Here is a 23129-nt window from a genome sequence, read left to right as displayed (position 1 = left end):
ATTGAAAATCATTTCATTTTTATCCAGAAATAAACTTGCAAATTAAGTAAATGCAAAAGTAGATTCTAAAAGCGATTGCCAATAAGGGCTTTTATTACATTTGACTGATGCTGTTAAGCTTTATCAAACGAAATTCTTTCATTATTCTGATATACATTAAGAGAACGATACTGAGGATGTAGGTGTCTATCTCTCAGGGCCTTAATACCATTCCTAACGGGGATTTTTGATAAAGATACCTTAAAAGACTTAGGTGCAACAGCTGTACTTGAAGTACAAAATGGGGTTCAAGCTATATATGGCGGTAAATCTGACTTATACAGCCAAGAGATTAATCAAATTTTGGGGCGAGAAGAATAAAAAATAAAAAAGAAGTTGGGTAAATATATCCAGCTTTTTTTTGGTTATGGGTTTGGTAATAGCTATCAATATTGATATAATATTCAGATAGAAATGTAATCGGTTAGTTGATGATGAACTAGCGGTTACGATGGGAGGAGAGAGGAAATGAAACGTTTAATTTCGGCTAGTGCCAGTGAAATCAACAAGATGGATGGTAGTCAATTGAAACAAGCAATTTTTGCCAGTGAAGGACGGACAATTGTTGCTGAAACCGTAGTGACATCGCCACCTTTGATTCAAGGGCTGTCAAACCCTGAAGTGATGGCGACGTTTGGTGCAGACATCATTGTCTTGAATGAGTTAGATGTCTTCAACCCAGAAATTCCAGGTCTGGAAGTATTTGCGGGGTCAAAAGAGATCATCCGTGAATTGAAGCGACTGATTGGTCGACCAATTGCCATTAATCTAGAACCTGTTGATGAGCGTCAAGATTTGCTTGAAACCCGTGTGAAATTGAATCCAGGACGTTTGGTTTCAAAAGAAAGTCTAGAAGCAGCGGACGAATTAGGGGTAGATATGATTCTACTGACGGGGAATCCAGCAACTGGTGTAACCATGTCGGCAATCCGTGAGGCTGTTAAGGTGACGAAAGCACATTTTTCAGGGTTAGTCCTTGCCGGTAAAATGCACGGTGCTGGGCTTACTGAAAGTATTGTGAATGAGGAAGCCTTACTTGGTTTTATGGATGAAGGTGCTGATGGGGTCTTGATTCCGGCTGTGAATACGGTGCCTGGGGTGAATGAACTTGAAAACCAGGTGGTCACGAAAGGTGTGCATGCACGCGGTGGATTGGTGATGGCGACGATTGGGACTAGTCAAGAGTCTGCCCAAGCTTCGGTGATCGAGGCGATAGGTTTATCTAATAAACGTGTTGGCGTAGACTGTCACCACATTGGTGATGGTGCCTACGGTCGGATGCCTGATCCAGAAAATATCACCGCTTTGAGTTTGGCGGTTAGAGGTAAGCGTCATACTTATTTCCGTATGGCACAGTCTATTAATCGTTAATTGATGATTTAAATCATAAGGGAGGATAAGATGAAAAATTATTTACAAAATCTAGGAAAATCTATTATGTTACCGGTATCTATTTTGCCGGTGGCATCATTATTAATGGGGATTGGCTACTGGATTGACCCAGCAGGACTTTCAGGAGCAGGCTCTAACCAAGCGGCGATATTCTTAATTCAAGCAGGGAATGCCATCATTAATAATTTGCCTATTCTATTTTCAGTTGGTATTGCTACAGGTTTATCAAAAGATGCTAATGGGGCTGCCGGGCTATCTGGTTTAGTAGGTTATCTGATTGTAACCAATCTATTATCTATAGACGGATTGAGTGTTTTACTAAATATGCCAGCTGACCAAGTACCAATGGCTTTTGACGCAACACAAAATGTCTTTATGGCCATTATTTCTGGTTCAGTATCGGCAGCCTTATATAACCGCTATTCAGGTACTAAATTGCCAACAGCGCTCGCATTCTTCTCAGGTAGACGGTTGATTCCAATCCTAACAGCAGGCGCTATGTTAATCATATCCTTACTGCTGTACTTCGTTTGGCCAGTAGCTTATAACGCTTTAGTAGCATTCGGTACTTTCATCTCAGGCCTTGGCGCGCTAGGTGCTGGTATTTACGGTTTCTTCAACAAATTACTGATTCCAACCGGTTTACACCATGCGCTAAACTCAGTATTCTGGTTTGACTTAATCGGTATTAATGATATTGGAAACTTCTGGGCATCTGAGGGGGTTAAAGGGGTTACTGGTATGTATCAAGCCGGCTTCTTCCCAATCATGATGTTTGGTTTACCTGGCGCAGCTTTGGCTATGTATAAGAATGCAGAATCTAAAGCTAAGAAAATTGCAGCTGGTACTATGATTGCTGGTGCTTTCGCTTCATTCTTTACAGGAATTACTGAACCACTAGAATTCTCATTTATGTTTGCAGCGCCAGGATTATACTTGGTTCACGCCTTCCTAACAGGGGTTTCAATGTTTGTCGCAGCAACCTTCCACTGGACCGCTGGATTTGGGTTCTCAGCAGGGTTAGTTGACTTTGCATTAAGCTTGAATGTGCCGATTGCTAACCAACCATTAATGCTGTTAGTTCTAGGTTTAGTGATGTTCGTGGTTTACTACCTTATCTTTGATTTTGCTATCCGTAAATTCGATTTTGCCACACCAGGACGTGGCGAGAATGCTGTAACTGAAGCTGCAATTACAGATTCTGAAGATGAAACCTCTTCTGGTAAAAAGACAACTGCATCTTCAACTAGCAACAGTAAATATGCGCAAATGGCCCATGTTATTTATGATGCTGTTGGCGGGCAAGATAACATTCGAAGCTACTACAACTGTGCAACACGATTGCGTTTTGAATTAGATGATGTTGACCAAGTCGATCAAGCAAGAATTAAAGGTCTTGGTGTACCTGGTGTTAATGTCTTAGACAAAAATCACTTGCATGTTATTGTCGGGACAGACGTTCAATTTGTTGCAGATGAAATGAAAAAAATTGAAGAGTAATTATTTTTGGAAAAGAAGTTGGGTAATTATATCCAGCTTCTTTTTTATGGGGAAAATGATCAAGCGAAAAATAAAATCTAAATAAGCGATCTTTAATAGGCTTTAGCAATTATGATAAGAAAATGAGATTTCTTTCATTTTTCTATACCAAAATGATTCAAAATATGGCAAACTATGATACAATTGGCAAGTGTAAACAAGCGTCAAGTAGTTAGAGACGTAAGAGAGGGAGTTACTATAAATGATCAAAAAAGTATTAGTTGCGAACCGTGGAGAAATCGCAATCCGTATTTTCCGAGCGTGTTTTGAACTAGGAATTAGTACAGTCGCAGTTTATTCACAAGAGGATGAAGGATCAGTTCACCGTTTCAAGGCGGATGAGTCTTATTTATTGTCTAAGGATAAAAAGGCTGTTGAAGCTTATTTAGATATCGAATCGATTATTCAAATTGCGAAAGATGTGAATGCTGACGCGATTCACCCTGGTTACGGCTTCCTGTCTGAAAATACTGAATTTGCGCGTCGTTGTGAGGAAGAGGGGATCAAGTTTATCGGTCCTTCACACGAAATTTTAGATATGTTCGGGGATAAAGTAAAAGCTCGTGAAGCAGCTAAGAAAGCGAATATTCCGTTGATTCCAGGTTCTGATGGACCAGTTGAAAGTCTTGAAGAAGTGGTTGAATTTGGTAAAACTGCTGGTTACCCAATTATCATCAAAGCTGCCTTAGGTGGTGGAGGACGTGGTATGCGTGTGGTACGTTCAGAAGATGAAGTAGCAGAACAATACCGTCTTGCGGTTTCTGAAGCGACTAAAGCTTTTGGTTCAGGTGAAGCCTACGTTGAGAAATACGTAGAAGGACCTAAACATATTGAAGTTCAAATCATGGCTGATGAGCAAGGAAACACTATGCATTTATGGGAACGTGACTGTTCAGTTCAACGTCGTCACCAAAAAGTGGTTGAGGTTGCGCCAACTGTAAACATGTCAATGGAACTACGTAACCGTATCTGTAATTCTGCCCGTGACTTCTTAGATTCAGTGGACTACGCTAATGCCGGAACTGTTGAGTTCTTGTTAGATGGCGATGACTTCTACTTTATCGAAGTAAACCCTCGTGTCCAAGTAGAACATACAATTACAGAGCAAATCACTGGTGTGGACATTGTCCAAACACAAATCCGTGTTGCAGCAGGTGAAAGCTTAAGTGAAATTGGTTTACCAGCACAAGAAGACTTACCATTAAATGGTTTTGCAATCCAATGTCGTGTAACTACAGAGGATCCAAATAACAATTTCTTCCCAGATACAGGTAAAATCAACACTTACCGTTCTCCAGGCGGTTTTGGTGTCCGTTTAGATGCGGGTAATGGTTTCCAAAATACGGTTGTTAGTCCGTACTTTGACTCAATGATCGCTAAGTTAATCACTTACGGTACAGATTTCGAAGATACGGTAGCAAAAACAGACCGTGCCTTAAGAGAGTATCGTGTGCGTGGTGTTAAGAACAATATTCCGTTCTTGCGTAACGTTGTAAACCATCCTGTTTTCCAAGAGGGTACTGCAAACACTGTATTCATCGACAATACACCTGAATTGTTCAACTTCCCTAAAGAACGAAACCGTGACCGAGGAAACAAAGTCTTACAATACATCGGGGACATTTCTGTAAATGGTTTCCCAGGTATTGAAAATGAAAAAGCAGAATTCTTAACGATTCCAACACCTAAGATTGAATTGGTGGACCGTAGTGGTTTATCTGCTAAACAAATTTTAGACCGTGATGGCGCAAAAGGTGTACAAGAATTTATTAAAAATTCAAATGACTTATTATTAACAGATACGACAATGCGCGATGCACACCAATCATTGATTGCGACTCGTATGCGTACGCGTGACATGGTGAAACCAGCTAAAGTTATGGAAGATGCTTTGCCAAACCTATTCTCTATGGAAGTTTGGGGTGGGGCGACATTTGATGCATCCTTCCGTTTCTTAACTGAAAACCCTTGGAGCCGTCTAGAGCAGTTGCGTGAAGCAATGCCAAATACCTTGCTACAAATGTTATTCCGTGGTTCAAATGCGGTAGGTTACACTTCATACCCAGATAATACTTTGAAAGCTTTCATTGACCAGGCTGCAGCTTCAGGAATTGACGTCTTCCGTGTGTTTGACTCATTAAACTGGACTAAACAAATTGAAAAACCAATTCAATATGTGAAAGATGCTGGTAAGATCGCTGAAGCGACAATGTGTTATACAGGTGATATCTTAAATCCAGAGCGTACTAAGTATTCTCTAGACTACTATGTAAATTTAGCCAAAGAGTTACAAGCTATGGGCGCAGATATTATTGCAGTCAAAGATATGGCGGGTTTATTAAAACCACAAGCTGCTTATGCTTTAATTTCAGAATTGAAAGACCATATCGATGTGCCAATTCATTTACACACGCATGATACAGCAGGTAACGGTATCTTAACTTACACTGAAGCATCACGTGCAGGTGTAGACATTGTGGATGTGGCAAGTTCTGCATTTGCTTCAACAACATCACAACCATCTATGCAATCACTATATTATGCGATGGAGTATAACGACCGTAAACCAAATATCCATGTACAAAATGCAGAGAAAATTAACCAATACTGGTTAGGTGTGCGTTCTTACTACGATGAATTCACTTCAGGTTTAGAGGGTCCAGAAACTGAAATCTACAGTACAGAGATGCCTGGTGGTCAATATACAAACTTACAACAACAAGCTAAATCTGTTGGTTTGGGTAGTCGTTGGGACGAAGTAAAACAAATGTATCATGATGTAAACTTCTTGTTTGGTGATATCGTTAAAGTTACCCCTTCATCTAAAGTTGTTGGTGATATGGCCTTATTTATGGTTCAAAATGACCTAACAATTGATAAATTCTTCGCAGAAGGGAAAAAATACGACTTCCCTCAATCTGTTATCGATTTATTTAAAGGTAAAATCGGTCAACCAGAAGGTGGATTCCCGCAAGATGTATCTGACATCATCTTAAAAGGTGAAGAGGCTTCAACTGATCGTCCAGGGGAACACTTAGCACCAATTGATTTTGAAGCTACTCGTCAAGAATTGATTGCTAAATTAGGTGATGAAGATGTAGACGACCAAGACGTCTTATCTTACATTATGTATCCTGATGTTTTTGTAGACTACCGTCATAAACTTGAACGTTATTCTGACGTTTCAATCATCCCAACACCAAGCTTCTTCTATGGTATGAAGACTGGTGAAACTGTGAATGTTGAAATTCAAAAGGGTAAAGTCTTATACATCCGCTTAATCCAAATTGGTGAGTTGGATGAAACTGGTCAACGGATTGTCTTCTTTGAATTAAACGGACAATCTCGTGAAATTATAGTACATGACGCCAATGCTAAAACAACGACTGCTGTTCGTCGTAAAGCTGATCACGGCAATACAAACCATATTGCAGCGACAATGCCTGGTACAATCCTTGATGTTCAGGTGCAACAAGGTGATGAAATTGAAGAAGGTCAATTACTGTTGATTTCTGAAGCCATGAAGATGGAGACTACTTTGAAAGCACCACGTAAGGCTGTTGTGAAAGAATTACTTGTTGCCAACGGCGACCAAGTAAATTCTGGTGACTTGCTATTAGTATTGGAATAAAATAAGAGGTAAGAATAGCGGGCCAGCAAGTTGAGGCCCGTTATTTTGCCATATAAAGGTTTAGGGGTTACGGACTTTGGAATTCCTGTTATAATGAAATTAAAGCGAGTGATTAAAGGAAGTCGATGATATGAGTATTTATGATGAAAGACAGTCACGGCAAGCGTTGATTGTGTGGATGTATTCTAATAAAAAGGTGAAACAGTTACAGAAGTACGGTTTCGTTTATTATGTCTCGCGGAAGATGAAGTATGCGGTTTTGTATACGGATGTGTCGGAAGCGGACCATATTCAAAAGAATCTTGAGAAGTTACATTTCGTGCGTCAGGTGGATGTGTCTCCTAGACAGGCGATGGCGACGGACTATGCGACGGCTTTTGATGCCTATGCGGCAGACTTGATGGCCAAGAAGGATTCGGATGATAAAGATCGTTTGAATGAACGGTATGCTTAATATATAATAAAATATATAGTGAATGAAAGTTTGAAGGGACCTTGGGATTGAATGTGCCCAGGGTTCTTTTTCAATAGTTGGAGGAGAGTCAGGATGGAGTTTGCACCATTTTTCTATTTGGAACTTAAAGAACATATTTTAGATGTGCCTTATACCTTGGCTAAGCGGCGAATTCGTGTCCTCTTACCTAAGGACTATGAAGAAAAGACAGATAAGCATTATCCCGTAGTTTATATGCATGACGGACAGAATGTGTTTCATTCCAAGGAAGCTTTTTCGAAACATTCTTGGAAAACAATTCACGCGGTCAAGCGGAATCCGGATTTACCAAGTATGATTATTGTCGGCATTGATAATGGTGAGGAGACACGGACCTTGGAATACCTACCGTGGACGGTTAAAGAAGCTTATGATTCAAGCCTATCTGGTCAAGGGGGACGGGGCGCTGAATTTTCTGAATTTGTGGTGACTATAGTCAAAGATTTTGTCGACAAACACTACCGGACTATACCGGACGCTGCCCACACGGCGATGATTGGGTCTTCCTTTGGGGCGACCATTTCCACGTATCTTGGCGCTGCCTATAAAGATCAAATTGGTCGTTTAGGGATTTTTTCTTTGACCAATTGGGCCGTTGCGCAAGATTTTGACCGGTTTATTGAACGGGTGAATTTGCCAAATGATCAACGGATTTATATCGAATGCGGGACTGAAGAAGGGGACGAGATAGATGAGATGATCATCGGTCCTTATACTGAACAGGCTTATATTACGGATGCCATTAAATATAGCCAACAGGTGATGCAGGCAGGTGTGGCGCCAGAAAATGTGTCCTTGAATATTTTCCATGGGGACGAACATTCAGAAAAATATTGGTCTAAACACCTACCAGATTGTCTACGATTTATTAGCCAAGGTTGGCCATTGTAAACTCTTATGAGTTGGTTAATATTTGATAAGTCTTCTAAAAGAATTTAAACTTATCATTTATATAAATGTAGATAAATAACAATTTTACAACTGAAAGTTTACTCTTTATGGCTTAATCGTATCTTAACGACTATGTCTTGGATAATATCTATTGTCAAAAAACGAATACTGTAAATATCAATACGAGGGTTTGCATGGACAATTTAGTTATTTAACTAAATCGACCATGTAAACCCTCTTTTTTTTGCGGATAATAATTCATTTTGAAAAAATGACTAAAATAAGAAATCTTAACTTTTTTATACTATGTTTATAAAATTGATGCGCATCAATTTTATATCTTTCAAAAATGAATACACTGTAGTTGTACAAAAGTATAGGAGGGGTTTATATGCAACAGATTATTTTGAAACATAAAAATCATATTACAGTTATCAGTGGTTTACTTATTATTATAGGTTTTATTGCACATTTCATTTTTACTAATACGGTTATCTTTAACAGTGCTTTTATCATTGCTTCCATATTGGGTGTTATGCCCATTGCAATACAGGCTTATCAGGCTATGAAAGTAAAAGTAGTGAGTATTGATGTTTTAGTAACGATAGCGGTTATTGGTGCTTTCTTTATCCAAAATTACGAAGAGTCAGCTATTGTTACTTTTTTATTTTTATTTGGCTCATATTTAGAGCAGCGTACACTTAAGCAAACACGATCTGCGATTAAAGAGTTGACAGAAATGGCTCCAGAGACTGCTTTTAAGCAATTGAACGAGGGGCAATTTGAAGAAGTAGATATTGATGAAGTAGAGGAAGGAGATATTCTTTTAGTAAAAACTGGGGCTAAGATTCCAGTAGATGGTAGGGTAACTACTGGAAAGGGACATGTAAATGAGGCTAATATCACTGGCGAATCTTTACCTCTAAAGAAAGAAAAAGGTGACGAAGTATTTGCCGGTACCATTATGGATAATGGGACTATTCAAATAGTCGCTGATAGAATTGGGGAGGATTCTACATTTGGTCGAATTATTGAATTAGTAGAAGAGGCACAAGATTCTAAATCGGAAGCTGAGCGATTTATTGACCAGTTCTCTCGTTGGTACACACCTGTAGTACTTTTCATTGGGTTATTAGTTTGGGTATTAACTAAAGATACGGCACTAGCAGTTACTGTATTAGTACTTGGTTGCCCAGGAGCCTTGGTCATTGGTGTACCGGTTTCAAATGTGGCGGGTATAGGAAATGGTGCAAAGAATGGTATTTTGTTTAAAGGTTCTGAAGTGATTAGTCATTTTGCGAATGTAGATACAGTCCTATTTGATAAAACAGGTACCTTAACTGAAGGAAAGCCTGAAGTGGGCGAATTTGTTTACTATGGAAATAATCAAGAGGAGGATTTGTCTCTACTATTCTCGGTTGAAAGGGAATCTGATCATCCCTTAGCAGACGCTATTACGAATAAGTTAGCGCAATATAAACTACGACCTGTAGAGCGTACACAGGTTATAAAAGGTGGGGGCATAATTGCTCACGTTGATGGACACGTCGTTGCAGTAGGGAATAAACACTTAATGGAACAAGAAAGGATATCACTATCTGCTGATGTGCTTAAAAAATTAGATACATTAGAAAGAGACGGTAGTTCAATTGTATTAACAGCAGTTGATCATCAGTTAATGATTTTAATGGGAATCCGTGACCAGGTTCGACCAGGTGTTAAACGAGACCTACAAAAATTAAAATCACTTGGTGTTAAAAATCTCATTGTATTATCAGGGGATAATCAAGGTACTGTTAATTTAGTTAAAAAGGAGCTAGGATTAACCGAGGCCCATGGCGATATGCTGCCTGAGGATAAGCAGTCATTTCTAAAAGAAAGACAGTCTACTGGTGAAATTGTTGCGTTTATTGGTGATGGTGTGAATGATAGCCCCTCTCTAGCTACTGCAGAAGTAGGGATAGCTATGGGAAATGGAACAGATGCAGCCATTGAAAGTTCAGATATTGTTTTGATGAATTCCAATTTTAATCGTCTCCCCCATGCTTTAGGCTTAGCTAAAGGGACATATGCGAATATGCGACAAAATATTCTTATTGCTGTTGGTGTGGTGATAATATTGCTCTTTAGTTTAATATTCAGTGAATGGATGTCTATGTCAATTGGTATGTTAGTTCACGAGGCAAGTATTTTGGTTGTTATTTTAAATGCAATGAGATTAAGAGGATATCAATTAAAATAATTGATCTGTATCAATTATTTTTAAAAAAATACCTTATATAATTTATTTAAAGGAGTGATAGATATGACTAAAGCAACATTAAAATTAGAAACATTAACTTGTCCATCATGTTTACAAAAAATTGAAAGTGGTTTAAAACAGACCGCTGGTGTAGAAAAGGATTCTGTAAAAGTGCTGTTCAATGCAAGTAAGGTAAAAGTGGATTTTGATGAAGAACAAGTCAATTTGAGTACAATTGAAAATGTTATTGAAAACTTAGGATATTCCGTTATTAGTTCAAAAGTGAAGGAAGGTATATAAAATGACAACAGTAAACGAAAGACAAGAAAAATTAGCTGCTGAACAAGCCTATAAAGAACACATTCACCATACCAAGATTAATGCTGCAGCTGTTACAGATCATGTACTGGCTAATATTCATACCTTACATGTAAAATTACATCAATATCACTGGTATGTAAAAGGGGCAAATTTCTATTCATTGCATGGGTTATTTGAAAAACTGTATAATGAGAATGAGACATGGTTTGATAAAATTGCAGAACGTTTACTAGCTTCAGGATTTAAGCCAGCATCAACAACTGCTGAATTTCAGGAATTTACAATAATTTCTGAAGATCCGTCTGAAAAATATTATTCTGCTGAAGAAATGGTCTTGCAGTTAGTAGAAGATTTTAGAACTAATCGTGAATTTACCGTTCGTGCATTGCGTTTAGCTCAAGAAGAAGCAGATGATGCGTTAGAGGATTTACTAATTAGTTATAAAGATTATTTAGATGTAAATATTTGGCAACTTCAAGCCTTTGTTAATAAGGATGCTTTACAAGACGATGATTATATAGATAACGATTAATTAGGAGGAAAGTTGTATGGCACACCATCATCACCATAGTCATGTAGATTGTATACGGTTAGTACCAATTTTTAACCATCTAAACGAAGAACAAATGAGTTTAATTGCACAATCAGCGCATGAAGTACATTATGCAAAGAATGCGTTGTTATTTGGAAATGGTGATAAAGATGACACATTATATATCGTAAATAATGGGCGTGTACGTATTTATAACTTAAATGAATCCGGTCGTGAACAAACGGTACGCATACTAAATCCTGGTGATTTTATGGGAGAAGTGGCTATTTTTCAAACTGACAGTTACCATTCTAATTATGCTGAAGCAATATCAGAAGTAAGCATATGCAGAATCCATAAAAAAGATATGGATAACTATCTAGACGCTTACCCAGAAATTATGAGACGAATACTTTCAGATGTTACGAAACGTTTACAGGTATCAGAAAAGCAAACGATGCAGGTTGGTATGGAGCAGGTAGAGTCTCGTATTATTAATTTTCTAGCAGAATATGTTGAAGATGAGGAAAATCATACTTATGTGACTTTACCAATGTCAAAAAAAGAACTAGCTTCTTATTTGGGTACAACGCCTGAAACAATAAGTCGGAAGTTCTCTTCGTTAGAGGATAAAGGTTTAATTAAACAACATACACATAAATATATTGAGATATTTGATCTAGATGAATTATTATTTGCATCGAGTTAAAGATATATAATTATGATATATAGCGTTGATGAATAATTTAAACTATTTATCAACGCTATTTTAAGTATGTAAACTTAATTCTTATTATTAATTTTAAAAAGTAAATTCAATGAAATAAGGAGGCTATGACAACAATGTCATGCCTCCTTATTTATAGTTATCGATTATCATAGATGAAAAATTCAAAAGGTTCAGTACTTTTTGAACCATCAAACGGTTCAAATAGACCGGGTTGATGATAAGTTATGTTACCTGCACGGTGCATTCCTTTGTGGTCATAGAAAGGATAATTACATGAAGAGTCAGTGAATAGGTAGTAATTTGCCACATTTTTAGCTTCAAAATAATCTTTAGCGGCTTGGAATAATTTGCTGCCGATTCCTAGACCTTGAAAATTTGGATCCATAATAAATAAAACGATGCGACCATCATAGGCGGTATTTGCTTGCGCTTTTTCTAGTAATTGTGCATCGTATTCACTTTCTATTTTCATCCGGTCATAAAAATAGTCGGCAATTTCCTGACCTTTTGCGTGGATAGTTGCAGCCGCATCAGCTGTTGACCGCATCAACATCCGTCCGTATTTAGGTTCTGAGTCAGCAGACGCTAAGATAACGCCAGCGATTTGTCCATCTACCTCAGCCACTGTTGCCATTGAGGCATCACTCAATGAGCTGTTTAAGTCTAAGTCAACGTAAGCGTCAGTTGCCTCCGGATATTCTTCATAGTCTGATTGAAACCAAGCGCCTCGGTTTAATGCGTGTAATGCTGGATAGTCTGCTGGTTGTGCAGATCTTAAAGTAACTTCTTGTGTCATAAAACACCTCCACTTTCCATTCTAACCGATGGGCATGTTCAGTTCAAATGATACAGGGTGCCCGTTAGGCGGGCCTTTAAAAAGGCGGATGAATGCGTTTTCCATAACTTAAATGCAATTGCTTTTGCACCAATTACCGCTTATAATGAATGAGAGATTCTAATCAAAAATTAATATGAAATACAAGGAAAAGACCCTGAGCGGAGGAACTTACATGAATTTTATTGTGACATCACCTTTTTATCCAGAGAACTTTCAATTATTTACTAACAGATTAAAACAGCAAGGGGTTAATGTGCTTGGGATTGGTCAAGAACCCTATGACCAATTGCCTCAATCTTTAAAAAATGATTTGACTGAATACTACAAAGTCAACGACTTAGAGAATACTGAAGAAGTCAAAAAAGCCGTTGCGTATTTATTTTTCAAGCACGGGAAAATTGACCGCATTGAGTCGCAAAATGAGCATTGGTTGAATTTGGAAGCTGAGATTCGTGAACAGTTTAATATTCCTGGCAACAAGCCAAAAGATTTGCGCAAGGTTAAATTTAAGTCTGAAATGAAGAAATTGTTTGCTAAGGCAGGAGTTCCAGCTGTCCCTGGTAAGATAGCCAATAAGAAGGGGACGGTTAATCGAATTGTAAAAGAATTGGGTCTACCCTTAGTGGCTAAACCCAATTCAGGTGTTGGTTCTTCAGGGACATACAAGTTAAAAGACCAAGAAGCAGTGGATAAATTTATTGCAGAGTGGGATGAGAAGGAGGCCTATTTCTTTGAGCCTTATATTGAAAATGCAAAATTACTATCTTATGACGGTTTAATCGACCAAAATGGTGAAATTGTCTTTGAAACAAGCTTGTATTACCGTGACCCAACTTTGGAGGTATTAAAGTACCAATTAGACTACGGCTACATTATTCAAAAGGAAATTCCTGAAAAATTACGGGCGTACGGTCAAGCTATCGTCAAACAATTCGGTATGAAGGAGCGGTTCTTCCATATTGAATTCTTTGAAAATGGGGACGACTACCTAGTGGTTGAATACAACAACCGAGTGGCCGGTGGTTATGCTATTGATATGTATAACTATGCCAACCATGTGGATTTATTCCGTCAATTTGCCCGCATTGTGGACGGTCAACCTTTTGAAACACCGACTGTACCTGCTCGTTATTGCGTGGCTATTACCCACCGTGATCAAAATACTTATGCCCACGATGAAGCGGCTTTACGCAGTCATTACGGCGACCGTTTTGTCTTCTCAAAACGTTTACCAGACGCTTTTGCGGCCTTACAAGGTAACCAATTCTATGGTATTTTAGCGGATACGGAAAATGAAATTGAAGAGATTTTTGATTACGTCCACCAACACAAAGAAAGCTAACCATTCGCTGATGTCCATTTTACCCATACTGGAGGAAAAATTATGAACGCAGAATTCTTACACCATTATTCAGGTCACTTAAATCAAGAAATGTACTTAAATCGCTACGGGCACGCAGGTATTCCGGTAGTGGTATTCCCGTCATCTGGTGGTTCTAAAGATGAGTTTGCGGACTTCGGCATGATTGAAGCCGCACATTATTTTATCGAAGAAGGAAAAGTCCAATTCTTCACCTTATCATCCCATGACCAAGAATCTTGGTTACACAAGGGCAAGTCCCAACATGACCGAGCTGAAGCCCACAATGCCTACGAACGTTATGTTATTGATGAAGCTATCCCATTCATCAAGCACTATACAGGTTGGTTTGACCCAATGATGACAACAGGTTGCTCAATGGGTGCTTACCATGCCCTGAATTTTCAATTGAAGCATCCGGATGTCTTTAATAAAACCCTTGCCTTATCAGGTGTTTACGACGCCCGTTACTTCGGTGGTGACTTCGGCGGTGACCTAGCCGTTTACTATAACTCTCCAGTGGACTATATTTGGACCTTAAACGATCCATGGTTTATCGACCACTTACGCCAAGCAGATATCATCGTTTGTACCGGTTTAGGTGACTGGGAGGCAGACGGTCTGCCCGGTTACTACAAGTTGCGTGAAGCTTTTGAGAACAAAAATATCCCAGCCTGGTTCGCAGAATGGGGGCCAGATGTGTCTCATGACTGGATTTGGTGGCGCCAGCAACTGCCGTATTTCCTAGGTTATATGGTGTAGAATCTTTTAAATATTGATTGGAAAAGGACGCCACGTGGTTAAGCAGGGCGTTCTTTTTTATGAGGTTCGGATCAGAAAAATGCTTAGCTTAATCTTGGGGATTCTTTTTTCAAAGGGTCACTTATAGGTGGGCGGTCTTTGATATGGTAAAATATAGACAAATTTTAAATCGTGGGGTGACAAGTCTATGCGCGTCATAGCTGGAAAATTTGGGAAACATCGTTTAAAGGCGGTGCCAGGGGATAATACCCGACCAACTACAGATAAAATCAAAGAATCATTATTTAATATTATCGGCCCTTATTTTGATGAGGACACAAGAGTTCTGGACTTCTATGCGGGGTCTGGGGCGCTTGGAATAGAAGCCATTTCAAGAGGGGCAGCAGTCGTTTACGGTTTTGAAAAGAACCGGCAAGCACAAGCGACGATTAAGGAAAACGTGGCGGCCGTGCGGATTGAGGACCAGTATGTTTTGAAGTCAGGGGACAACCGCAAAGCCATCCAACAATTACGTCAAGTAGATAAAGACCTGCAATTTGACTTGGTATTTTTGGATCCACCTTATAAAGGCCAACAATTAGAAGATGTGATCAACGGCTTTTTAGCAGATCATTGGCTGGCACCGGATGCCCGCTTAATTTGTGAATTAGACAAGCGAGACAAACTGCCGGAAGCCTTTGGACCACTCAAACAGATCAAAGATGTGACTTACGGAATCACTAGAATCCTGGTATATCAAATGGAGGAAGACTAGATGACAACAAAAGGAAGAGCCTTATACGCCGGGTCTTTTGACCCCTTAACAATGGGCCATGTGGACATGATTGAACGGGCAGCCAAGATGTTTGACTACGTCTATGTCGCTGTCGCAACAAATACCACCAAAACCTCTTTATTTACTGGCGAGGAGAAATTTGCTTTAGCTCAGGAAGCCACTAAACACCTAGATAATGTGGAAGTGATCTACTTAAAATCTGGCCTAACAGTGAATTTTGCTAGAGAATTGGACTGCGGTATTTTGATCCGCGGTTTGCGTAACGGCAGTGACTTCGAACAAGAAACCAACATCGCCTTAATGAACAAGCATCAAGCACCAGATATCGAGACCGTTCTCTTGTTATCAAGTGAGAAATATCGTTTTGTTTCAAGCTCTATTATTAAGGAAGTTGCGAAGTTTAACGGGGACGTGTCTGGCGTTGTGCCGCCAAATGTCAACGAAGCCATTAAAGCCAAATACGCTGAATTAAATGGTTAAATCTTTTGAAAGATGAGCCGACGCTTCTAACTGACCTTACCGTATATAATAGGTGAGGTGATCATAATGAATCAGTTGCGGGCGTGGCTAAGACAATTTCAGTTAGATATCAAAGAAATGAATATCCAACAAGTGTGGTCCTTGTATAGACCCTACTTGCTGGGTATTTTTGTCGTCTGTTTGACTGTGAGTGGACTAGGCATTTACGGACTTAGTCAGGTATTTCAAGGCAGACAAGGCCAAACTAATGCTTTAATGGTAGAGGCAGAAACGGACGAAGCAACATCTGACTCGTTAGCGCCAGAAGATGGTTTGTCTAAAAATACTGTCGTTTCATCAAGTGTGGTGAGTGGTATAGCAAGCGAAATCTCTAGAGAAGAAGCTAATGAAGAAGCTAATGAAGAATCCGAAACTAACGGTAATAGCGCACCCAATGAAACCTGGTATGTAGACATTAAAGGGGCTATCAAAGTTCCGCAAGTTGTCCCAGTGACCCCAGGTATGCGGGTTCATGATGTGGTTGAAATGGCGGGTGGGGTAACTGGAGAGGCTGACCAAAGTCAGGTGAATTTAGCTCAATTAGTGACTGATCAAATGGTGATTTATGTCCCTAAAGATGGTGAAGAGGTCAGCCCTTCAACTGAAGCATTAGTTGCTGATTCCCAGGTCACAGAAAGTGCTGTATCCGAGATTTCTGGGGACGCTACAAGTGACGGGGACCTGGTCAATATCAATACTGCAGATACTACAATGCTACAGACTTTATCTGGTATAGGGGAGAAACGGGCAGCTGATATCATTAATTACCGGGAGACGAACGGTCTATTTGAAACCGTCGATGACCTAGACCAAGTTTCAGGCATTGGGGAGAAAACGATGGAGAAGTTACGACCTTTAATCACGGTGAATTAAGATGCAATATAAGTTAGTCCTCCATAGTTTAGGAATACTCCTACTTGCCGTTGTAGCCCTGACCAATAGTCCTTGGGCCTGGCTTTGTTATGGCTTATTTATGGTCCGGGTGCTTGCTTTAAAAGAGGGTAAATTTCTGCTACAACTAGTGTTTGTACATTGTTTACTCGGTACTTATTTTTTATATCAAGATGCTGGCCGACACAGTGTCTTAACTGGGTCAGAAGAAGAATTGGTTATGGACGTGGCCATCACTGATGTAAAAGTTGAAGGTAACCTCTTGTCTTTTCAAGGGACTACGCGTTTAAACGGACAAAATGAAAAGGTGCAAGTATTTTATATGCTGGACGAACAAGTGGACCCAAAAGCTTGGTTAGACAAATACCAATCATTTCGGGCTGTAATCACGGGTACTTTGGAAATGGCCGATGAAAACCAAAATTTTCACCTGTTTAACTACCGGACTTATTTAAAACGGCAGGATATTTATTGGATTATGTCACCGGATGCAATTAACATTAATGGGGATTTGAATCACGGTCAATATTGGTTAGCCAACCAAAGACAAGCCATAATCAATTGGCTGGGGACCATTCAAAATCCGACCGTATCAGCTTATACTTTGTCTCTCTTTTTCAATGAAATGGATGCCCTTGAAGGGGAAGTGTTAGACGCTTATCAAGCGATTGGGCTGATACATTTGTTTTCGATTTCCGGTTTTCACGTCCAGTATTTCTTAACTTTCTTCAAGAAAATCCTTCTTCGATTAGGCATCACAGTAGAATCTTTTGATTATTTCGCCATTGCCATCCTACTCATATATACCGTCTTTTTAGGTTGGCCCTACGGCATGATTCGGTCCTTTGTAGCCTATACCTATAACGTCCTCCAGAAGCGGTGGGGCGGGCAACCTTCGTCACTCGTAGGCACTTCTTGGTCCATGATTTTACTCCTAATGATAGACCCACGCATTATCTTTACCCTGTCCTTTCAGTTGACCTATGCCTTGTCCTATACCATTTTATTTACCGGAAAATTTATCCAAGCCAAATGCCGGCACTCTCTACAAGTCGAAATCTGGCAAAGTTTCATCTGTAGTTTAGTCACCATTCCCTTTTTAACCATGACCTACTTTGAATTCTCCTGGATGTCCCTTATCTTAAATTACGGCTACTCCTGGCTATTCGCCACCTTTTTATTTCCCGGACTCCTTATGATTTTACTCATTCAAATCATCGGCTTAGGCCCTTATTTCACCTGGCTACAAGCTGGATTAGCCTATTTGATTGAGGGAAAAGAAATGTTAGCTCTATTCGCTGAAAAATGGACTTGGTTTCAGTGGGTGACGGGTAGGCCACAAATTGCTGTCTTGGTATTTTTTGTGGTCACTTTACTCATGTATCTAGCAGACCTTTCCAAAGCGAAAATCAGTAAAAGCTTGCACGGACTATTAGCGCTTAGCTTAGTTTTACTGTATTTGAACCCTTATTTACACAGATACGGGCAAGTAGCCATGCTGGCGATTGGGCAGGGGGATACCTTTTTCCTAGAAATGCCTTACCAAAGAAAGGTCTATTTAATCGATTTAGCGGGGAAAATCAACTTCACTACACTTTTAGCTGACCAAGATCCATCCAAATCATGGCAATTACGGGACAGTGAAAGTGTCGCTGAAAGGCAAATAATTCCAGCGCTTAAAGCAGCGGGGACAAGGACGATCGATGGGGTGTTTTTAACTCACGGAGACTTCGACCATATCGGATCATTTGGTGAAATTGCCAAGGCCTTTAAAATTGAAACCTTATATTTACCAATCGGAATGGACGCGGACACAGAATCCTTAACTACCTTGCAGGAAGCAATCGAGGCGGGGAAAAATCCTATAATGAAGATTATCTGGCTCAAATCTGGAGACCAGGTGGCCCTTGACCAAAAAACCAATTTACAGGTTTTAGCGCCGGATAAATCAGGTGCAGGAGAAAATGCGGATTCTTTAGTCTTATATGGTAGAATAGGACTTCATGACTTTCTATTTACAGGAGATATTGATGGGGCAGCTGAAAATGCGCTCCCGAGTCTACCGGTTGATATTTTAAAAGTGGCTCACCACGGATCAGACCATTCAACGCCAGCTGACTTTATCGAGAGGACTGACCCAAAAATCGCTTGGATTTCAGTGGGTAAGGACAACCGGTATGGCCATCCAGCTGACCGGGTGGTGGCTGATTTAGAAGCCAATCAAACAAAAATATACCGGACGGATACAATGGGTGCTGTCCACTATATTTATTGGCCCAAATCCGCTAAAATAGACAGTGTGCAATTAAATTAGGAGGTAGGTTATGGAATTACAAAAGGCATTACAGGCGCTAAATAACGGGCAAATTGACCCCATATATGTACTACAAGGCCCTGAAACCTACTTAATCAACCGGTTTTTAACGGCCATTGAAGGTCAGTACTTACAAGAAGACGCCAACGCCATGAATTACATGTCCTTTGATATGGAAGAAGATAGCTTGGCGGACGTCATGGTTGAAGCCAACACCATTTCATTTTTCAATGAACCAAGATTGATTTTAATGCGGCAACCAGCTTTTTTAACGGGGTCACAGAAGAAGAATGCCATCAAGCAGGATGACGCGTCCTTACTCGAATACCTGGACAATCCAGCTGATGATGTGGTTTTAGTCATTGTGGCTGATTACGAATCTTTAGATGGCCGGAAGAAAATTGTGAAACAACTCAAGAAGAAAGCTACATTTGTGGATACCTCTGTCATGGCCGAACCTCAAGTGAAGGACTATATGCAGCGGTACGTGGCTTCAGAAGGCGTCGATATGACCAGAGAAGCCATGGCCCTATTCTTGAAACGGACCAATTACCAGCTTACCCAGTCCATTCGTGAGATGGACAAGTTGATTTTATATGTAGGGGACGAGAAAAGGATCAACCAGCGAGATGTTGACTTGTTGGTGACACCGTCATTGGATGACAATATCTTCCATCTGACGGACCATATTATGCGTCAAGATTCAGCCGCTGCTTTAAGGTTATACCGCGAACTAATCGCACAGAAAAACCAACCCATCGCAATTCTTGGTTTACTCCAGTCAAACTTCCACTTGTATACGCAAATTATCCAATTGAAGAAAGCGGGTTACGACCAGGGATCAATGGCTGAAACGATTGGCGTTCATCCATACCGGATTAAAATGGCTGGCCAATCGATTCATCCTTATTCGCCGAATTTACTTATGGTAGGTTATATGAAGTTGATTGAATTAGACTTTGATATTAAACAGGGGAAAGTAGACCAGCATCTTGGGATTGAGTGGTTTATTTTAGACTTTTGTTCAGGTAAGGCAGCTAGTTAAGACATATATATGAGAAAAAACAGGCAACAAAAAAAAGCAGGAAAATGCGTACGTCATTTTCCTGCTTTTTATAATGATCGGTTTTGGTAACACCATTTACCAAGGTCGATTATGCTTTTTTAGCTAAGCGAGCTTTTTCACGAGCAGCTTTGTTAGCGTGGATTAATCCTTTGCTAGCAGCTTGATCTAACATTTTAGAAGCGTTACGGAATAACTCGTCTTTGTTGTCTGCGTTTTCTGCAGCAGCTTGTTCAAAACGTTTAACAGCTGTACGTACAGAAGCGATTTTCGCGCTGTTACGAGCGTTAGCAGTTTCGTTTTGACGAGCACGTTTGATTGCTGATTCAATATTTGGCATTAAAAACACCCACTTTCCTGTCAAAATTATAAAAGTGAACTTGTCACTAACAGACAATATTATACAGAAATAATAAGAGATAAGTCAAGGTAAATTTAATGAGTCTTATCTAACCTGTTATAAACAAGTGATAATGTCTTATGTATTCACAAGGGAAAATGTCTTGGACAGATCAAACTTGGTGGAAATAGCGAGCTAATAGATACCATCAAGAATATGACTTGTCTCTTGTAAAAGGATTTTGTTCAAAAATTTATTGGCATTGGGAAGGAAAAAAGGCTGGTGATTTTGAAAACTGATACCTGTTTCACTTGGGCCGTCAGCCAAGTCGCGAACCCCCTTTTTCCAAGTGTTAAGGTTTCGGCTTTAATCACTTAGATGGTATAATATTAGGGTATGTAATTGTGTATTTTAAAAGGAAGAGAGGTTCATGATGATAAACCAATTTGATTTAGTTTCGGAATATGAACCGAGTGGGGACCAACCGGAAGCCATCAGAAGAATTGTGGAACAAGTGGAGGCTGGCGATAAGGCGCAAGTTTTATTAGGTGGTACGGGGACTGGGAAGACTTTTACCATGGCAAATGTGATTGCGCAAACCAACCGACCGACTTTAGTATTAGCGCATAATAAGACACTTGCTGGGCAATTATATGGGGAATTAAAAGAGTTCTTCCCGAATAATGCGGTGGAATATTTTGTGTCTTACTATGACTACTACCAACCAGAAGCTTATGTGCCGTCGAGCGACTCCTATATTGAAAAATCTGCTTCAGTGAATGATGAGATTGATAAGTTGCGTCATTCGGCGACGTCTTCTATTTTGGAGCGACGAGATACGATTGTGGTGGCTTCTGTTTCTTGTATTTATGGGTTGGTAAACCCAGCTGAATACCGTGACCACGTGATTTCTGTTAGACAAGGACAGGAATTATCTCGTGATGCCTTTATGCGTCGCTTAGTTGAAAATCAATATGAACGAAATGATATCGACTTCCAGCGTGGGACTTTCCGTGTGCGCGGGGATATTGTGGATGTTTTCTTATCATCTCATGATTCTTCATCGATTCGGGTGGAGTTTTTTGGTGACGAAATTGACCGAATTCGAGAAGTGGATGCTTTAACAGGTGAAGTCCAGTCTGAAGTAGAACATTATCCCATTTATCCGGCGACTCACTTTGTGGTTGACCATGAACAAGTAGAGAAATCAGTTAAATCAATTGAGGCTGAATTAGAAGATCGTTTGAAAGAGTTGAATGATGAAGGGAAGTTGCTTGAAGCGCAACGTCTAGAACAACGTACCCGGTATGACATCGAAATGCTTCTTGAAATGGGTTACTGTAACGGGATCGAAAATTACTCGCGTCATATGGATGGACGTAAACCTGGGGAAGCACCATATACCTTGCTTGATTTCTTCCCAGAAGATTTCTTATTAATGGTGGATGAGTCACATATGACAATGCCACAGGTGCGCGGAATGTATAACGGAGATAAGGCTAGAAAACAAGTTTTAATTGACCATGGTTTCCGTTTACCGTCAGCCTTGGATAACCGACCATTAAAATTAGAAGAGTTTGAAGGAAAATTAAACCAGACACTATTCGTATCCGCAACACCAGCGGATTATGAAGTAGAAAAAGCAGGCGAAGATGACATTGTAGAACAAATCATTCGACCAACCGGCCTGCTTGATCCTACTGTGGAAGTTCGTCCAATTGAAGGTCAAATTGATGACATTATTAGTGAGATTAATGACCGAATTGAACGTGAAGAACGGGTATTTATCACCACTTTAACGAAACGAATGGCAGAAGACCTGACCGACTACTTGGAAGAAGTGGGCATTAAGGTGAAATATCTGCATTCTGATATCAAGACGTTAGAACGTACAGAAATTATTCGTGACTTACGTCTAGGTGTATTCGATGTATTGATTGGGATTAACTTATTGCGTGAGGGAATAGATGTACCTGAAGTATCCTTAGTCACGATATTAGATGCGGATAAGGAAGGATTCTTGCGTAATGAACGGTCGCTGATCCAAACTATTGGACGGGCAGCACGTAATCAAAATGGGCATGTAATTCTGTATGCAGATGGTATCACCGACTCTATGCGCCGGGCAATGGATGAAACGGCCCGTCGTCGTGCTATCCAACAAGCTTATAACAAGGAACATGGGATTGTACCGCAAACAATCAAGAAAGAAATTCGTGATGCTATTCGGATTACCCACGTGAATTCTGAAGAAATGAGTAATTCCTTAACAGAACAATTACGGGCTTTAAAACGGGATGACAGAGAACAAGCTTTACGGAATGTGGAATTAGAAATGAAACAAGCTGCTAAGGACTTAAACTTCGAAAAAGCGGCTGAATTGCGTGACATTATTATGGAATTAAAAGCAGAAATGAAGAAATAGCTATTACTTATCTTAACTATAAAGTAAGAGTA

At 39.8% G+C, this 23129-nt stretch carries 20 protein-coding genes and 1 pseudogene; 18 read left to right on the top strand and 3 right to left on the bottom strand.

Annotated features, from left to right (window positions below; all coding sequences use genetic code 11):
- Positions 1-240 precede the first annotated feature (240 nt).
- The 10 genes and pseudogenes from AWM74_RS09525 to AWM74_RS01940 all read left to right on the top strand — a co-directional run.
- Positions 241-360, top strand: a pseudogene (locus tag AWM74_RS09525) (PTS transporter subunit EIIC); the annotation flags it as partial.
- Positions 361-507: 147 nt separating this feature from the next.
- Positions 508-1410, top strand: coding sequence for a DUF7916 family protein (locus AWM74_RS01980; RefSeq protein WP_026466413.1), 903 nt, complete (start codon positions 508-510; stop codon positions 1408-1410).
- 30 nt (positions 1411-1440) lie between these two features.
- A complete protein-coding gene (nagE, locus tag AWM74_RS01975; protein ID WP_026466412.1) occupies positions 1441-2931 on the top strand; it encodes an N-acetylglucosamine-specific PTS transporter subunit IIBC in 1491 nt (496 codons plus the stop codon).
- A gap of 241 nt (positions 2932-3172) precedes the next feature.
- Complete coding sequence (locus AWM74_RS01970) at positions 3173-6601, top strand: pyruvate carboxylase (protein ID WP_201784321.1); 3429 nt, start codon at positions 3173-3175, stop codon at positions 6599-6601.
- Between the two features lie 130 nt (positions 6602-6731).
- Complete coding sequence (locus tag AWM74_RS01965; RefSeq protein WP_026466410.1) at positions 6732-7055, top strand: YlbG family protein; 324 nt, start codon at positions 6732-6734, stop codon at positions 7053-7055.
- Between the two features lie 93 nt (positions 7056-7148).
- Entirely contained in the window at positions 7149-7985 is an 837-nt protein-coding gene (locus tag AWM74_RS01960) for an alpha/beta hydrolase (RefSeq protein WP_026466409.1), read from the top strand.
- 391 nt (positions 7986-8376) lie between these two features.
- The gene (locus AWM74_RS01955) at positions 8377-10227 is read left to right on the top strand and encodes a heavy metal translocating P-type ATPase (RefSeq protein ID WP_026466408.1); all 1851 of its coding nucleotides are present in this window, start codon (positions 8377-8379) and stop codon (positions 10225-10227) included.
- Between the two features lie 63 nt (positions 10228-10290).
- Complete coding sequence (locus AWM74_RS01950) at positions 10291-10527, top strand: heavy-metal-associated domain-containing protein (protein WP_026466407.1); 237 nt, start codon at positions 10291-10293, stop codon at positions 10525-10527.
- Between the two features lies 1 nt (position 10528).
- Complete coding sequence (locus tag AWM74_RS01945) at positions 10529-11080, top strand: Dps family protein (protein ID WP_026466406.1); 552 nt, start codon at positions 10529-10531, stop codon at positions 11078-11080.
- Between the two features lie 16 nt (positions 11081-11096).
- Positions 11097-11789 (top strand): Crp/Fnr family transcriptional regulator, encoded by a 693-nt coding sequence (locus AWM74_RS01940; RefSeq protein ID WP_026466405.1) that lies wholly within the window; start codon positions 11097-11099, stop codon positions 11787-11789.
- 157 nt (positions 11790-11946) lie between these two features.
- Here the strand turns inward: AWM74_RS01940 and AWM74_RS01935 are convergent, their stop codons facing one another.
- Complete coding sequence (locus AWM74_RS01935; RefSeq protein ID WP_026466404.1) at positions 11947-12606, bottom strand: GNAT family N-acetyltransferase; 660 nt, start codon at positions 12604-12606, stop codon at positions 11947-11949.
- A 214-nt stretch (positions 12607-12820) separates the two neighbouring features.
- Between AWM74_RS01935 and AWM74_RS01930 the strand changes: the two genes are divergently transcribed.
- The 7 genes from AWM74_RS01930 to holA all read left to right on the top strand — a co-directional run bounded on the left by AWM74_RS01930 (position 12821) and on the right by holA (position 20314).
- The gene (locus AWM74_RS01930) at positions 12821-13990 is read left to right on the top strand and encodes an ATP-grasp domain-containing protein (protein ID WP_026466403.1); all 1170 of its coding nucleotides are present in this window, start codon (positions 12821-12823) and stop codon (positions 13988-13990) included.
- A 42-nt stretch (positions 13991-14032) separates the two neighbouring features.
- Positions 14033-14770, top strand: coding sequence for an esterase family protein (locus tag AWM74_RS01925; protein WP_026466402.1), 738 nt, complete (start codon positions 14033-14035; stop codon positions 14768-14770).
- Positions 14771-14957: 187 nt separating this feature from the next.
- Positions 14958-15524, top strand: coding sequence for a 16S rRNA (guanine(966)-N(2))-methyltransferase RsmD (gene rsmD, locus AWM74_RS01920; RefSeq protein WP_026466401.1), 567 nt, complete (start codon positions 14958-14960; stop codon positions 15522-15524).
- The gene (gene coaD, locus AWM74_RS01915) at positions 15525-16025 is read left to right on the top strand and encodes a pantetheine-phosphate adenylyltransferase (protein WP_016896729.1); all 501 of its coding nucleotides are present in this window, start codon (positions 15525-15527) and stop codon (positions 16023-16025) included.
- A 66-nt stretch (positions 16026-16091) separates the two neighbouring features.
- Positions 16092-16937, top strand: a complete 846-nt coding sequence (locus AWM74_RS01910) for a helix-hairpin-helix domain-containing protein (RefSeq protein WP_026466400.1) — start codon at positions 16092-16094, stop codon at positions 16935-16937.
- 1 nt (position 16938) lies between these two features.
- Positions 16939-19269, top strand: coding sequence for a DNA internalization-related competence protein ComEC/Rec2 (locus AWM74_RS01905; RefSeq protein ID WP_081665672.1), 2331 nt, complete (start codon positions 16939-16941; stop codon positions 19267-19269).
- A gap of 10 nt (positions 19270-19279) precedes the next feature.
- Positions 19280-20314: a DNA polymerase III subunit delta gene (gene holA / locus AWM74_RS01900; protein ID WP_026466398.1), complete on the top strand. Its 1035-nt coding sequence runs from the start codon at positions 19280-19282 to the stop codon at positions 20312-20314.
- A 109-nt stretch (positions 20315-20423) separates the two neighbouring features.
- On the opposite strand, the gene rpsT is transcribed toward holA, so the two are convergent.
- Positions 20424-20672 (bottom strand): 30S ribosomal protein S20, encoded by a 249-nt coding sequence (rpsT, locus tag AWM74_RS01895; RefSeq protein ID WP_003143716.1) that lies wholly within the window; start codon positions 20670-20672, stop codon positions 20424-20426.
- A 195-nt stretch (positions 20673-20867) separates the two neighbouring features.
- Entirely contained in the window at positions 20868-20999 is a 132-nt protein-coding gene (locus AWM74_RS09575) for a hypothetical protein (RefSeq protein ID WP_256379456.1), read from the bottom strand.
- Positions 21000-21102: 103 nt separating this feature from the next.
- Here AWM74_RS09575 and uvrB point away from each other — a divergent pair, with 103 nt between their 5' ends.
- Positions 21103-23097 carry an excinuclease ABC subunit UvrB gene (gene uvrB / locus AWM74_RS01890; protein ID WP_026466397.1) on the top strand — a complete coding sequence of 665 codons (1995 nt, stop codon included), beginning with the start codon at positions 21103-21105 and terminating at the stop codon, positions 23095-23097.
- Positions 23098-23129 lie beyond the last annotated feature (32 nt).

It is taken from the genome of Aerococcus urinaeequi, assembly GCF_001543205.1.
GTDB lineage: Bacteria > Bacillota > Bacilli > Lactobacillales > Aerococcaceae > Aerococcus > Aerococcus urinaeequi.
Note: the sequence above shows the minus strand (reverse complement) of the source record. Positions and strands in the feature narration are given on the sequence as shown.